Origin of the sequence: Thioclava sp. F34-6, assembly GCF_002213235.1 — a bacterium.
In the GTDB taxonomy this organism is placed as follows: Bacteria; Pseudomonadota; Alphaproteobacteria; order Rhodobacterales; family Rhodobacteraceae; genus Thioclava; species Thioclava nitratireducens.
Genome location: NZ_NBOA01000008.1, coordinates 96,143 through 108,997, shown reverse-complemented (window position 1 = coordinate 108,997; position 12,855 = coordinate 96,143). Strand labels below are relative to the sequence as shown.

The following is a 12,855-nucleotide window of genomic DNA, read 5'->3' as shown; positions in this document are numbered from 1 at the left end:
CCGCTTCGCCGGGTCCGCATTGACGCTGGGTGTGGCTAGTTTCCGGAGACGTCATGACGCGAGAGGCCATCGCCCCGCTGCCAAAGCCCTGCAATGCCGAGGGAAAACCGCGCCGCACCGGCGTGGAGATCGAGTTCGCGGGGCTGACCGAGGCGCGCATCGCGCAGATCGCTGCGCGGGCCTTGGGGGGCGAGGCGCAGCGCAGCGACGGTCAGGACTGGGAAGTCACCGGTACGAAGCTCGGCGATCTGCAGGTCTATCTCGATATCTCGCTGCGCAAACAAGCCGGTGGGACGCTCAAAGAGCTTGGTCTACGCATCGGGCGCGAGGTCATTCCGGTCGAGATCGTGACCGATCCGCTGGACCGCGAAGGGCTCCTGCAGCTATCTGATTTCCTTGACTTGCTGCGCAGCGAGGGCGCGCAAGGAACTGGTCGGTCGCTGCTCTATGGTTTCGGGCTTCACCTAAACCCGGAGATCGCGTCCAGCAACGCAGAGGACATCGTCCGCCCTCTACTGGCCTTCGCGCTGATCGAGGAGTGGATGCGGGAGACATGGCCGATCGAGGCGACCCGCGAAGTGCTGCCCTTCACCGCCCCTTACCCCAAGAAGCTGATCGAAGATTTGGCGCGGCTCGGCCCGGATGCCGCGCTCGACGCGGTGATCCTGGCTTATCGCAAGCACACGCTGTCGCGGAACCACGGGCTCGACATGCTTCCGATCTTCTGCGAACTGCGACCCGACCTGATCGCGCCGGAAGAAGGGAAGGGTGGCACCGTTTCGCCGCGTCCCGCCTTCCATTTCCGGCTGCCCGATTGCCGCATCGACGATGAGACATGGTCGCTCGATAACGAATGGAAGCGTTGGTGGTTCGTGGAGACGCTCGCGGCAGACCCTGAACTGCTGGGTCTGATGTGTCGCGAATGGTTGAGGGCGAAAACCGAATTTCATCTGCTGGGTGGGAAATGGCTCGAAACCTGCGAGAAAATTCTGAGGCTTGCCGGGCATAAATGAAGCCTCTGATCGGCATATCGACCTCGCGTCGCACCGGGTGGCGGGTCTATCCTTTCATCGCCTTCGGTGTCTGGCTTGCGGGCGGGCGTTCGGTGCGCTGGGTAGCAGGCAAACGCGCCGAGGTGCGCCATGTCGATGGCGTCATCGTGGGCGGGGGCGACGACATCTCTCCAGAGCTGTATGGCGGCGATCTGATCGCGAGCGCGGTCCTCGATCCGGCGCGCGACGAGTTGGAGAAATGTCTGGTCGAGGAGGCGATGGCGCAGGGAAAGCCGGTGCTGGGGATCTGCCGCGGCGCACAGATGATCAACGTGGCGCTCGGCGGTGATCTGCACCAGGACGCCTACGACCATTACAACGCGCGCAAACACACGACGCTCTTGCCGAAAAAGGATGTGCGGATCGAACCCGGCACCCGCCTCGGTGCGCTGGCCGGCCTGGAGCCGATGCGGGTCAACGCGCTCCACAGTCAGGCGGTGGATCGGTTGGGCGATGGCCTACGGGTCGCGGCGCGCGACGGCTCGGGCATGGTGCAGGCGGTGGAGCGGATCGAGGAACCTTTCGCCCTCGGCGTTCAGTGGCACCCGGAATACCTCACCTATGCACACCGGCAACGGGCGCTGTTTCGGGCGCTGGTGGCGGCCGCGCGCGCCGGTGTCGAACATCGCGCGCAGCTTCCCGAGGTCAGCGCCGAGGCGAAGGCCTGAGCCCACGCCTCAGCAGTTGTCGTAATCCCAGCCGTCGATGATCGCGACTGCGTCTTTTGCGGTCTCTACGAAGCTGACGAGCTCGAGATCTTCGGGCGAGATCGTCCCGGCCTCGGCCAGACGATCCCAGTTGATGATCTCTTCCCAGAATTTTCGCCCGAACAGGATGAAGGGGATCTTCGACATCCGCCCCGTCTGGATCAGCGTCAGCGCCTCGAACATCTCGTCGAGCGTGCCGAAGCCGCCGGGGAAGACGCAGACCGCGCGGGCGCGCATCAGGAAATGCATCTTCCGGATCGCGAAATAGTGGAAGTTGAACGTCAGATCGGGCGTCACGAATTCGTTGGGCGCCTGCTCGTGCGGCAGCACGATATTGAGGCCGATGGACTGTCCGCCCGCTTCATGCGCGCCGCGGTTGCCAGCCTCCATCACGCCGGGGCCGCCGCCGGTGCAGATCACGTTCTCCCGGCCATATTCCTGCATCGAACGCTCCGTCATCGCGCGGGCGAAGATGCGGGCCTCCTCGTAGTAACCCGACAGTTCCGCGAGATATTCGGTCTTGGCGCTCGCCTTGTTTTCGGGGGCAGGGATGCGTGCGCCGCCGAACATGACGATGGTCGACTCGATCCCGCGCTCGTCCATGATCAGCTGCGGCTTGAGCAATTCGAGCTGCAGCCGAACCGGGCGCAGCTCGTCGCGCAGCATGAAATCCACGTCCGTATAGGCCAGCCGATAGGCGGGCGCGCGGGTCTGTGGCGTGTCGGGAATGTTCTTTGCGGTCTGCGCGTCTTCCCGCGAGTGGCGGAACGAATGCGTCGTGTCGTCCTTCATAGGGGCACCTGCTCATTGCGCGATTGGCTCTGACCAACTATAGGCTGAACGCTGTAAAGGCCACCTGAAAGAGGATTTGCCCATGTCGAACGCCGCGCTCGAAACTGCAATCGAAGCCGCTTGGGAAGCCCGCGACACGATCACCCCGTCAACCGGCGGTGAGACCCGCGAGGCGATCGAGGACACGCTCAACGCGCTGGATCGCGGCGAGCTGCGTGTGGCCGAAAAGCGCGAGAACGGCGACTGGCATGTGAACCAATGGGCCAAGAAGGCGGTTCTGTTGGGCTTCCGCCTGAAGGACATGGAGCAGCAGGATGGCGGCCCGCAGGGCGGTCACTGGTGGGACAAGGTCGACAGCAAGTTCAAGGGCTGGGGCGACAACGAGTGGAAAGCCGGCGGTTTCCGCGCCGTGCCGAACTGCATCGTGCGTAAATCGGCCTACATCGCACCGGGCGTGGTGCTGATGCCCTCTTTCGTGAACCTCGGCGCCTATGTCGACGAGGGCACGATGGTCGATACCTGGGCCACCGTCGGCAGCTGCGCGCAGATCGGCAAGGGCGTTCACCTCTCGGGCGGCGTCGGCATCGGCGGGGTGCTGGAGCCGATGCAGGCCGGCCCGACCATCATCGAAGACAACTGCTTCATCGGCGCGCGCTCGGAAGTCGTCGAAGGCTGCATCGTCCGCGAAGGCTCGGTTCTGGGCATGGGCGTCTATATCGGCAAGTCGACCAAGATCGTTGATCGGGAGACCGGCGACGTGATGTATGGCGAAGTGCCGCCCTATTCGGTCGTCGTGTCGGGCTCGATGCCGTCCAAGAACGGCATCAACCTCTACTGCGCGGTGATCGTGAAGCGCGTCGACGCACAAACCCGGTCGAAGACCGGCATCAACGAGCTGCTGCGTGACTGACAAGCCGGAAAAGCCGAAGAAGAAACCCTCGCGCCAGCAGGTCTTCACCCTGCTGGTCGAGGTCGGTCGCTCGCCCAATGACGGTCTGCCGAAAGGCGCGTCCGGGGCGGGGCTGCTCTGCTACGCATCGGGGGTGGACGAGGCAGAGGCCGTGCGCGAGACCGTGGCGATCCTCAAGCAGGCCGAGATGGCGCCGCTTGACGTCACGGGTTACGGCACGCTCGCGGAACGCGAAAAACAGGGGCACGAGATCGACGACGCTGAACGTGAATTGATGCAACGGGCGCTCGACGAGAACTCCGTGATCATCGCCCAGATGGAGCCGTTTTTCGGCAACGACAAGAAGCCGCTGCAGTAAGCCATAGAGTGTCTTTTGACGCCCGTTGAAACCTCACGAACCGTTGATACAGTGGTTCAAAGGGCAAAACAGCGAGCAGGCAACATGGCAATTCCGGGCAAGATTATCCCACTGACATTCATGGCGTTTTCCGCGCTCTCGGCCTGTGCGGGGCCTCCCGAATCCTCGCCCCGGCCGCTGGCGCGGGGCAGCGCGCCCGTGGCGGATCCGATCCCGCCGACGGACGCCGCAACGGAAGCGCGTTTCGAGTCCTGGCTCGCGGGCTTCAAATCACGCGCGCTGGCGAACGGCATCACCGAGTACACCTGGAACCGCGCGATGGCCGACGTGCGCTACAATCCCAAGGTGATCGAACGCGACCGCTACCAATCGGAATTCACCAAGTCGATCTGGGACTACCTCGACAGCGCGGTCTCGGCTGAGCGCGTCGCCACCGGCAAGCAGATGCTGCGCCAATATGGCCCGCAGCTGGATGCGATCGAACGCAAATACGGGGTCGACAAGGAAGTCGTCGTCGCGATCTGGGGCATGGAGAGCCGTTACGGCGCCTATCGTGGGAAGACGGCGATCATCCCGGCGCTCGCGACGCTGGCCTATGACGGGCGACGCGGCGAGTTCTTCGCCAAGCAGCTGATCGCCGCGCTCAAGATCATCCAGTCCGGCGACGTGGATGCGCGGCACATGACCGGCTCCTGGGCCGGGGCAATGGGCCACACGCAGTTCATCCCGACCTCCTATCTGTCCTACGCGGTTGATTTCACCGGCGATGGTCGGCGCGATATCTGGTCGGAAGATCCAACCGATGCCCTGGCCTCGACGGCGGCCTATCTGGCGCGCTCGGGCTGGTCGAAGGGGCAGCCCTGGGGCGTCGAGGTCATCCTGCCCTCTGGCTTCAACTACGGCCTCACCGGCAAGGGCACGAAGAAGAGCCCTGCCGATTGGGCGGCGCTTGGCGTGCGCTCGGCCACGGGCGGTACGGTGCCGAATTATGGCTCGGCGTCGATCCTCGTGCCCGCAGGCGCGAAGGGACCGGCCTTCATGATCTTCGGCAACTTCCGCGCCATCTCGCGCTACAACTCCGCCGACAGCTACGTGATCGGCGTAGGGCATCTGTCCGATCGTCTGAAAGGGAAGGGGCCCTTCGTGCAGGATTGGCCCCGCACGGGCAAGCCGCTCAATTCGAAGCAGAAGGTCGAGCTGCAGGAGAGGTTGACCGCGGCGGGCTTCGATACGGACGGGACCGACGGCAAAATCGGCGCGAATACGTCGAAGGCGATCGTGGCCTTCCAGAAATCGCGCGGTCTGCCGCCCGATGGCTACGCTACGCTGGAGCTGCTGCAGGTGCTGCGCGGCTCGTGAATTGCTAGGCGTAAAGTTCAGGGGCGCGGGGGGTTACCTCCGCGCCTCTTGCTTTGAGATCTGCACCGCTAGAATGCCGCCTGCGATCACCAGCACGCCAAGCGCGTCGTGCCAGTCGACATGCTCGCCCAGCACAGCCCAGGCGATGGCGACGCCGAAGACCGGCGTCAGGAAGTGGAAGGTCGCCGCGCGCACCGCGCCGATGCGGCCCACGAGGCGGAACCACACCCAGGTCGCCATCAGGCCTGGCACGATTACCGTATAGGTGAAGGCCAGCGCCAGTTTCGGCGTGACGGTCACGTCCAGATGCTCGGTGAAGGCGGAGACCACGGCGAGGCTCACGGAACCCACCAGCATCTGCAGCCCGACGATCATCAAGACGCCGCCGCCGCCGCCGCTCGCGCCGCGCACGGTCAGCGTGGCCACTGCCAGCGCCAAGGCGCCCGCGACGCAAAGACCCAGCCCGAACGGATCGATCCCGCCTTGCAGCCGCGCGCCCATGATGATGCCAACGCCGGCGAAACCCGCGATCAGCCCGGCGATACCGAGGAGCGGAATCCGGTCGCGGAAGACGATCCAGCCGAGCGCGCCAACGATCAGCGGCATGGTCGAGGCGATGATCGCGGCGACCGAGGCTTCGACCGTCGTCATCGCGACCCAGTTAAACCCCAGGTAGAGCGCGTTTTGACAAATACCGAAAATGATCGTGGCGCGCCATTGGGCCCGGCTCAGCCGCCAGCTTTGCCCGAAGGCCAGCGCAAGCGCGATGCCGATCCCGCCGGACAGGGCGAACCGCAACGCCAGCGCCGCAAGGGGCGGCGCCTCCGCCACGATGATATGCGTGGACGTGAAAGCCGAAGACCACATCAGGGCAAAGGCGAGCCCCATTCCGATCGCGCGCAGATCCATCTTTCCTCCGGGCCTGAAAAAGGGCGCCCCGATTGCTCGCGGGCGCCCTAAAAACCTGGCTGTCCCTCTCTAGAGAGAGTCCTGCGATCAGGAGTTCACGCTGTCCTTGAGCGCTTTCGCCACGGTCACTTTGACCTGCTTGTCAGCCGGCTTTTGCATCTGCTCGCCGGTGGCCGGGTTGCGGACCATGCGCTCGGGGCGCTCGCGGCAGTAGACTTTGCCAATGCCCGGCAGGGTAACGGCGCCGCCGTTCGACACTTCTTTGGTGACGACGTCGGTGATTGCGTCGAGCGCGGCCGAAGCCGTCTTCTTGTCGGCGTCCATCGCCTCGGCGAGGGCTGCCACCAGCTGGGTCTTGGTCATCGGTTTCGACATGTTCGTTCCTCTCTCCGCCCCGGTAATCCAGGGTCAATTTCGTCCGCGTTGCACGGTTGGTGGGCCATGTTCCACACGTTTTTATTGAGCATGGCAAGCCCTTTTCCCAGAATGCGCGGGTTTTTCCCACGTCACAGAAAAGCTGTTTCCTCGAAGCTACGCAATTTCCGGCTGTGAATACGATCCAGAGGCATCTCGCGAAGTTTCTCCATCGCGAGGATGCCGATCAGCAAATGGCTCGCCACCTGCGTGCGGTAGAATTCGGTCGCCATGCCGGGCAGCTTCAGCTCGCCATGCAGCGGTTTGTCCGAGACGCAGAGAAGCGTGCCGTAGGGCACCCGGAAGCGGAAACCGTTCGCGGCGATCGTCGCGCTTTCCATATCGAGCGCAACCGCGCGCGACTGGCTCAGCCGATGGACCGGGCCTGACTGGTCTCTCAACTCCCAGTTGCGGTTGTCGATCGTCGCTACCGTACCGGTGCGCATGATCCGCTTCAGCTCGTAGCCTTCCAGTTTCGTCACCTCTGCCACCGCTTCCTGCAGCGCGATCTGGATCTCGGCCAGCGCCGGGATTGGCACCCAGACGGGAAGGTCGTCATCGAGCACGTGGTCCTCGCGCAGATAGGCATGGGCGAGGACGAAATCGCCCAGCTGCTGCGAATTGCGCAGACCCGCGCAGTGACCGACCATCAGCCACGCATGCGGGCGCAGCACGGCGATATGGTCCGTCGCGGTCTTCGCGTTGGACGGGCCGACGCCGATATTGACCAGCGTGATCCCGCCGCCGTCGGCGCGCTTGAGGTGATAGGCGGGCATCTGCGGTAGTTTCGCAAGGCCCGGGATCTCGTCCTGCGGGTCGGTAATCTCCTGATTGCCCGGCGCGACGAAGCTTGTGTAGCCCGAGTTCTTGTCGCCCAGCAGGCGCCTCGCGACGGCCTCGAACTCGTCCACATAGAACTGGTAGTTCGTGAACAGCACGTGGTTCTGGAAATGCTCGGCCTTGGTCGCGGTGTAATGCGACAGGCGCGCCAGCGAGTAATCCACCCGCTGCGCGGTGAAGGGGGCGAGATGGCCCGAGCCGTCCGGGTTCGGCCCCGCCATGCCGTTGACGATATCGTCGTTCATCCCCGCAAGGTCCGGCACGTCGAACACGTCGCGCAGCGAGAAGTCGAGCACGCCTTCCTGCGGCACCGTCACTTCCGGATGCGCGGCGACGGCGAAATGCACCGGGATCGGGGTTTCCGACGGGCCGACCGTGACCGGGATATTGTGGTTCTTGATAAGCAGGCCCAGTTGCTGCGTCAGGTAGTTGCGGAACAGGTCGGGGCGCGTGATCGTCGCCGTGTAGGTGCCCGGCAGCGCCACATGGCCAAAGCTCAAGCGGCTATCGGCCTTGATATGCGATGGCACAGAGATGCGCACTTCCGGGTAGAAAGCACGAAAGCGGTTCCGCGCGGTCTTGCTCTCCAACGTCTCGTTGAATTTCTCGAGCAGGAAGGCGGTCGCCTCGTCATAGAGCGCCTCGAGCCGGGCCACGGCCTCGGCGGCATCGGTGAAGCTCTCCGCAGGGGCTGCGTCAGGGGTGATGAGGTCTAGCGTTTCATTCATTCAAAAAGATCCGTCAGTTCAAAACGCGTCACGTCGACGAGGCCAAGATCCGAAATGCGGATCTCGGGAATGACGACGAGCGCGAGCAGCGAATGCTGCATGTAAGCGTTGTTCAAAGTGCAGCCGCAGGCGCCCATCGCCTCGACCATCTTGGCGGCGCGCGCGGCGACCGTTTGTGCCGGATCGTCCGACATCAGCCCTGCGATCGGCAGCGGGACGGCGGCGATTTCTGCGCCGTCCTTCCAGACAGAGACGCCGCCGCCCATTTTTCCGAGGGCATTGGCGCAGGCGGCCATCATCTCGCGATCAGTGCCGACCACGATCATGTGGTGGCTGTCATGAGCGACAGTCGAGCCCATCGCCATGCGGCCCTTGTAGCCGAAGCCCGAGACGAAGCCGTTGGTGACGCCGCCCGTGCCCTGATGGCGCTCCACCAGCGCGATCTGGGCGATGTCCTTGGAGGTGTCGGGCTGGGCGAGCCCGTCGGTCACGTCCAGCTCTGCGGTCAGCGCCTTGGTCGGGGCCTGGTTCTCGACCACGCCGATCACCTTGGCGGTCACTGTGTTAGCGCCCTCCGGTGCCGCGATCTCAAAATCCGCGGCGGTAAGGGTCTTGCCCAGATGCACCGTGTTGCGAGCGCTCTCGGGCCAGTCGTAATGCGGGCAGTCCGCCAGCAGCTTTCCATCCTTCGCCACCGTGCGCCCACGTGCGATGACCTGCTCGACCGGCAGGGTCGCCAGATCCGAGGTCAGGATCACATCGGCCCGGCGGCCCGGCGTGATCGAGCCCAGCTCGCGCTCCAGCCCGAAATGGGTCGCGGTATTGATCGTGCACATCTGCAGCGCGACCAGAGGATCTGCCCCGCACGCCACGGCGTGGCGGAAGACGCGGTTCATATGCCCGTCATTCACCAACGTGCCGGAATGGCAGTCATCTGTGCACAGGATGAAATTGCGCGGGTCGAGACCCTTCTCGGTGACGGCGGTGATCTGCGTCTCCACGTCATACCAAGCCGAGCCCAGCCGCATCATCGAGCGCATCCCGTTGCGCACCCGCGCGATCGCGTCCGCCTCGCAGGTGCCTTCGTGATCGTCGGCGGGCCCGCCCGCGACATAGGCGCGGAACGGCGCGCCCAGATCGGGGGAGGCGTAATGTCCGCCCACGGTCTTTTGCGCGTTCTGCGTCGCTGCGATCTCGGCGAGCATCTTCGGGTCGGCATTGATCACGCCGGGGAAGTTCATCATCTCGCCCAGACCGATGATGCCGGGCCATGTCATCGCCTCGGCCACATCTTCGGGGGTGATCTCGAAGCCCGTCGTTTCCAGCCCGGGCGCAGAGGGCGCGCAGGAAGGCATCTGGGTGAAGATGTTGACCGGCTGCATCAGCGCCTCGTCATGCATCATCCGCACGCCGTCGAGCCCCAGCACATTCGCGATCTCATGCGGATCGGTGAACATGCTCGTCGTGCCGTGGGGGATCACGGCGGCGGCGAATTCGGCGGGCGTGAGCATACCGCTCTCGATATGCATATGCGCGTCGCACAGGCCCGGCACCATATAGCGCCCTCCGGCCTCGATCACTTCGGTATCGGGTCCGATGCTGTCCGAGAGATCGGGGGCCACGGCAGCAAATCTCCCCTCGGCCACGGAAATATCGTAGCCGTCGAGAACCTCTCGTGTGTGGACATTGACCCATTTGCCACCCCGGATCACGAGGTCGGCAGGTTCGCGCCCGGCAGCCACGGCAATCAATCGCGGTGCGGCTTCGGGCCAGGATTTGATCTTGTTCTTCTGTTCCATGTCCAAGCCTGTCATTGCGTGCGGGAAGGTTCAAGAGACGTTGTTATGCCTTCACACAGCCTCTACCTATGACGGATGACAGAAACGCAAAGGAGGCCGTGATGCCGACGCTTCTTTCCATCGGACACGGCTATTCCGCCCGTGCACTCGCACCGCTTCTTCTGGCGCGTGGCTGGCGCGTGATCGGCACCACGCGCAGCGACGAGAAGGCCGAAATGCTGCGCAGCGAAGGCGTGGAGCCGCTGGTCTGGGAAGGTGGGCCTCTGCCGCTCGATCAAGCGACGCATCTGCTGTCTTCGGTGGCCCCGGGACAGGAGGGTGATCCGGCTCTCGCTGCGCAGCATTCCGAAATTGCTGCATCGCGGCATCTGGAGTGGATCGGCTATCTTTCGACCGTCGGCGTCTATGGCGATCACGCGGGCGGCTGGGTAGATGAGGCAACGCCGCTGACCCCCTCGACCAAGCGCGGGCAGGCGCGGGTGGAGGCCGAGGCGGCTTGGGGTGCGCTGGCCGCAGCCCATGACCTGCCGCTGCATATCTTCCGGCTCGCGGGCATCTACGGCCCCGGGCGCGGGCCCTTCGAGAAGGTGCGGCAGGGCAAGGCCCGGCGGATTATCAAGGAGGGGCAGGTCTTCTCGCGCATTCATGTCGAGGACATCGCGCAGGTGCTGCTCGCCTCGATCGACCGTCCCGATCCGGGCGCGGTCTATAATGTCTGCGACGACGATCCCGCGCCGCCGCAGGACGTGATCGCCTATGCTGCGGAACTGCTCGACCTGCCGCTACCGCCCGAGGTGCCGTTTGAGGAGGCCGATCTTAGCCCGATGGCGCGCAGCTTCTATGCGGAGAGCAAGCGAGTGCGAAACGACAAGATCAAACACGACCTCGGCGTCACGCTGCGCTATCCGGATTACCGCGCAGGGCTGCGTGCGCTTCTCGATCAGGCGGGCTGAAGCTCCACCCGCTTCTCGCGCACGGGCAGGTGTACGATGGCGGAGAAGGCACCCACGCCCACGCCAACCCACCAGACCAGCGTATAATCCCCGTAGATGTCGTAGAGCTTGCCGCCCAGCCAGACGCCGAGGAAGGCGCCCACCTGGTGCGAGAAGAAGACTATCCCGTAAAGCGTGCCCATGTAGCGCAGCCCGTAGATATGCGCGACCAGCCCCGAGGTCAGCGGCACGGTCGCGAGCCACAGCGCCCCCATCGCGAGCGAGAACATCAGCACCGTCGCGGGCGTCATCGGCGTCAGGATGAATGCGGCGGCGACGAATGTGCGCAGCAGGTAAACTCCCGCCAGCAGGTATTTCTTCGACCAGCGCTTGCCCGCCCAACCCGCATAGATCGTGCCAGCGATATTGGCGAGGCCGATCACCGAGATCGCGGCGGCGCCGAGCGCCGAGGTCGTCTCGATCCCGATCCCGGCGAGCAGCGATCCGGGCGGCACCGCGCCGCACATCTCGGTCACCATCGCGGGGAAATGCGCCGTGATGAAGCCCAGCTGATAACCACAGGAGAAGAAGCCGAGGAAGATCAGCGTGTAGGACGGATCGCGGAAGGCGCGCATCAGAACGGTGCCCATGCTCTCGGCCATCTCTTCGCGGCTGGCGCGCTCAGGCGCGCGGATCAGCGGCAGGAAGGCCAGCGAGGCGAGGATCACGGCGGCGAAGATCACGAAGACGGTCTGCCACGGGAAATGGCCTAGCAGCAGCTCCGCCATCGGCGCGCCGAAGACCTGACCGGCCGAGCCTGCCGCCGTCGCGATGCCAAGCGCGAGCGAGCGGTTCTCGTCCGAGGTCGCTCGGCCTACCACGGCGAGGATCACGCCGAAGCCGGTACCCGCGATGCCGAAACCCACGAGGATTTCCAGGAGCTGATGCTGTCCAGGCTCCACCGCGAAGGCCGAGAGCACGAGGCCGAGCGCATAGACCAGCGCACCGAGGATGATCGCCAGCCGGTCGCCCCAGCGCTCGGCAATCGCGCCGAAGATCGGCTGACCAATGCCCCAGGCGAGGTTCTGCACCGCGATGGCGAGCGAGAATTCGGCGCGTGGCCAGTTGAACTCGCTGGCGATCGGAATCTGGAAAACGCCGAAGCTCGCCCGGATGGCGAAGCTCAGCATCAGGATCACGGCCCCTCCGATCAGAACCGGCGTGAACAGTCTGGCTTGCGTCATTCTACGTCTCCCGGCGGATCTTCCTTCCGCGCGGGCGGCATATCGCCATGGATGCTGCAGCGCGTCAATCGCGAGCTTGTCTCGGTCACAATCGCGCGGGAATGCCCCAGAGCCGCTCTTGAACCTCCCCCGCAGCCATGGCCCAATGGCGTAACTTTCGAGGGGAGGCAGGATGTATACGGTTATCGGAACGGTCGGCTCGCGGACGCTGCGCGTGTTGTGGATGCTGGAGGAGCTGGGCGCGGAGTATCAGCACGTGCGGGCCGCGCCGCGCTCGGAGGATGTCGTGGCCTTCAACCCGGCAGGCAAGGTGCCGGTGCTCGTTGTCGACGGCACGCCGATCACCGATTCCACCGCGATCCTCACTTATCTTGCTGATGCGCATGGGAAGTTCACCCATGAGGCGGGTACGCTGGAGCGTGCGCGGCAGGACAGCCTGACGCAATTCCTGCTCGACGAGTTCGATGCGAATCTCTGGACCGCCGCGCGCCACAGTTTCGTCCTGCCCGAAGAGCTGCGGCTGTCGGGCATCAAGAATTCCCTGCGCTGGGAGTTCGAGCGCTCGCAGCGCACGCTGATCCACCGAATGGGGGATGGGGAGTTCGTGATGGGCGAGGAAATGACCGTGCCCGATATCATCCTGACGCATTGCCTCGACTGGGCGCTGATGGCGAAATTCCCGATCGTCGAGCATCGGCTGAGCGAATATCACGACCGGATGCGGGCGCGCCCCGCCTATAAGCGCGCGGTGGCGAAGCGGGACGAGTAAGGGGGCTCTGCCCCCGGTGCTACGGACCTCCCCCGGGATTTT

13 protein-coding genes are annotated in these 12,855 nt (G+C 64.5%); 7 read left to right on the top strand and 6 right to left on the bottom strand.

Translation table 11 applies throughout. From position 1 onward, the window contains the following. The first annotated feature begins 53 nt into the window (after window positions 1–53). Both B6V72_RS17085 and B6V72_RS17080 read left to right on the top strand, forming a co-directional pair. Window positions 54–1,013, top strand: coding sequence for an amidoligase family protein (locus B6V72_RS17085; RefSeq protein WP_088736112.1), 960 nt, complete (start codon window positions 54–56; stop codon window positions 1,011–1,013). Next, on the top strand, window positions 1,010–1,720 hold the full coding sequence (locus B6V72_RS17080) for a gamma-glutamyl-gamma-aminobutyrate hydrolase family protein (RefSeq protein WP_075776791.1): 711 nt from the start codon (window positions 1,010–1,012) through the stop codon (window positions 1,718–1,720). Before B6V72_RS17085 ends, B6V72_RS17080 begins: the two co-directional genes overlap by 4 nt. 9 nt (window positions 1,721–1,729) lie before the next feature. Here B6V72_RS17080 and B6V72_RS17075 read toward each other — a convergent pair whose 3' ends face one another. Beyond that, on the bottom strand, window positions 1,730–2,551 hold the full coding sequence (locus tag B6V72_RS17075; RefSeq protein WP_088736111.1) for an LOG family protein: 822 nt from the start codon (window positions 2,549–2,551) through the stop codon (window positions 1,730–1,732). 82 nt (window positions 2,552–2,633) lie between these two features. On the opposite strand from B6V72_RS17075, the gene dapD reads away from it, so the two are divergent. The 3 genes from dapD (at window position 2,634) to B6V72_RS17060 (ending at window position 5,178) form a co-directional block, all read left to right on the top strand. Next, window positions 2,634–3,461 (top strand): 2,3,4,5-tetrahydropyridine-2,6-dicarboxylate N-succinyltransferase, encoded by an 828-nt coding sequence (dapD, locus tag B6V72_RS17070; protein ID WP_075776793.1) that lies wholly within the window; start codon window positions 2,634–2,636, stop codon window positions 3,459–3,461. Beyond that, the gene (locus B6V72_RS17065; protein ID WP_075776794.1) at window positions 3,454–3,819 is read left to right on the top strand and encodes a hypothetical protein; all 366 of its coding nucleotides are present in this window, start codon (window positions 3,454–3,456) and stop codon (window positions 3,817–3,819) included. Before dapD ends, B6V72_RS17065 begins: the two co-directional genes overlap by 8 nt. Window positions 3,820–3,903: 84 nt before the next feature. Further along, window positions 3,904–5,178, top strand: coding sequence for a lytic murein transglycosylase (locus tag B6V72_RS17060; RefSeq protein WP_088736110.1), 1,275 nt, complete (start codon window positions 3,904–3,906; stop codon window positions 5,176–5,178). A 33-nt stretch (window positions 5,179–5,211) separates the two neighbouring features. On the opposite strand, the gene B6V72_RS17055 is transcribed toward B6V72_RS17060, so the two are convergent. From B6V72_RS17055 to ade, 4 genes are all read right to left on the bottom strand, one after another. Beyond that, window positions 5,212–6,087, bottom strand: coding sequence for a DMT family transporter (locus B6V72_RS17055; protein ID WP_075776796.1), 876 nt, complete (start codon window positions 6,085–6,087; stop codon window positions 5,212–5,214). An 87-nt stretch (window positions 6,088–6,174) separates the two neighbouring features. Beyond that, complete coding sequence (locus B6V72_RS17050) at window positions 6,175–6,462, bottom strand: HU family DNA-binding protein (RefSeq protein WP_075776797.1); 288 nt, start codon at window positions 6,460–6,462, stop codon at window positions 6,175–6,177. A gap of 131 nt (window positions 6,463–6,593) precedes the next feature. Then, on the bottom strand, window positions 6,594–8,069 hold the full coding sequence (locus B6V72_RS17045; protein WP_088736109.1) for an AMP nucleosidase: 1,476 nt from the start codon (window positions 8,067–8,069) through the stop codon (window positions 6,594–6,596). Beyond that, a complete protein-coding gene (ade, locus tag B6V72_RS17040) occupies window positions 8,066–9,868 on the bottom strand; it encodes an adenine deaminase (RefSeq protein ID WP_088736108.1) in 1,803 nt (600 codons plus the stop codon). Before ade ends, B6V72_RS17045 begins: the two co-directional genes overlap by 4 nt. Before the next feature lie 101 nt (window positions 9,869–9,969). Here ade and B6V72_RS17035 point away from each other — a divergent pair, with 101 nt between their 5' ends. Next, window positions 9,970–10,821: an SDR family oxidoreductase gene (locus tag B6V72_RS17035; RefSeq protein WP_088736107.1), complete on the top strand. Its 852-nt coding sequence runs from the start codon at window positions 9,970–9,972 to the stop codon at window positions 10,819–10,821. Here B6V72_RS17035 and B6V72_RS17030 read toward each other — a convergent pair. Next, window positions 10,809–12,044, bottom strand: coding sequence for an MFS transporter (locus tag B6V72_RS17030; RefSeq protein ID WP_088736106.1), 1,236 nt, complete (start codon window positions 12,042–12,044; stop codon window positions 10,809–10,811). The genes B6V72_RS17035 and B6V72_RS17030 overlap by 13 nt on opposite strands. Before the next feature lie 172 nt (window positions 12,045–12,216). Here B6V72_RS17030 and B6V72_RS17025 point away from each other — a divergent pair, with 172 nt between their 5' ends. Further along, window positions 12,217–12,813, top strand: a complete 597-nt coding sequence (locus tag B6V72_RS17025) for a glutathione S-transferase family protein (RefSeq protein ID WP_088720540.1) — start codon at window positions 12,217–12,219, stop codon at window positions 12,811–12,813. Window positions 12,814–12,855 lie beyond the last annotated feature (42 nt).

Excerpts from the sequence above, each read along its gene's own strand:
- dapD (WP_075776793.1), top strand. The coding sequence starts at position 2,634 with ATGTCGAACGCCGCGCTCGAAACTGCAATCGAAGCCGCTTGGGAAGCC.
- B6V72_RS17055 (WP_075776796.1), bottom strand. The coding sequence starts at position 6,087 with ATGGATCTGCGCGCGATCGGAATGGGGCTCGCCTTTGCCCTGATGTGG.
- B6V72_RS17080 (WP_075776791.1), top strand. The coding sequence starts at position 1,010 with ATGAAGCCTCTGATCGGCATATCGACCTCGCGTCGCACCGGGTGGCGG.
- B6V72_RS17035 (WP_088736107.1), top strand. The coding sequence starts at position 9,970 with ATGCCGACGCTTCTTTCCATCGGACACGGCTATTCCGCCCGTGCACTC.
- ade (WP_088736108.1), bottom strand. The coding sequence starts at position 9,868 with ATGGAACAGAAGAACAAGATCAAATCCTGGCCCGAAGCCGCACCGCGA.
- B6V72_RS17025 (WP_088720540.1), top strand. The coding sequence starts at position 12,217 with ATGTATACGGTTATCGGAACGGTCGGCTCGCGGACGCTGCGCGTGTTG.
- B6V72_RS17030 (WP_088736106.1), bottom strand. The coding sequence starts at position 12,044 with ATGACGCAAGCCAGACTGTTCACGCCGGTTCTGATCGGAGGGGCCGTG.
- B6V72_RS17050 (WP_075776797.1), bottom strand. The coding sequence starts at position 6,462 with ATGTCGAAACCGATGACCAAGACCCAGCTGGTGGCAGCCCTCGCCGAG.
- B6V72_RS17075 (WP_088736111.1), bottom strand. The coding sequence starts at position 2,551 with ATGAAGGACGACACGACGCATTCGTTCCGCCACTCGCGGGAAGACGCG.
- B6V72_RS17060 (WP_088736110.1), top strand. The coding sequence starts at position 3,904 with ATGGCAATTCCGGGCAAGATTATCCCACTGACATTCATGGCGTTTTCC.
- B6V72_RS17045 (WP_088736109.1), bottom strand. The coding sequence starts at position 8,069 with ATGAATGAAACGCTAGACCTCATCACCCCTGACGCAGCCCCTGCGGAG.
- B6V72_RS17085 (WP_088736112.1), top strand. The coding sequence starts at position 54 with ATGACGCGAGAGGCCATCGCCCCGCTGCCAAAGCCCTGCAATGCCGAG.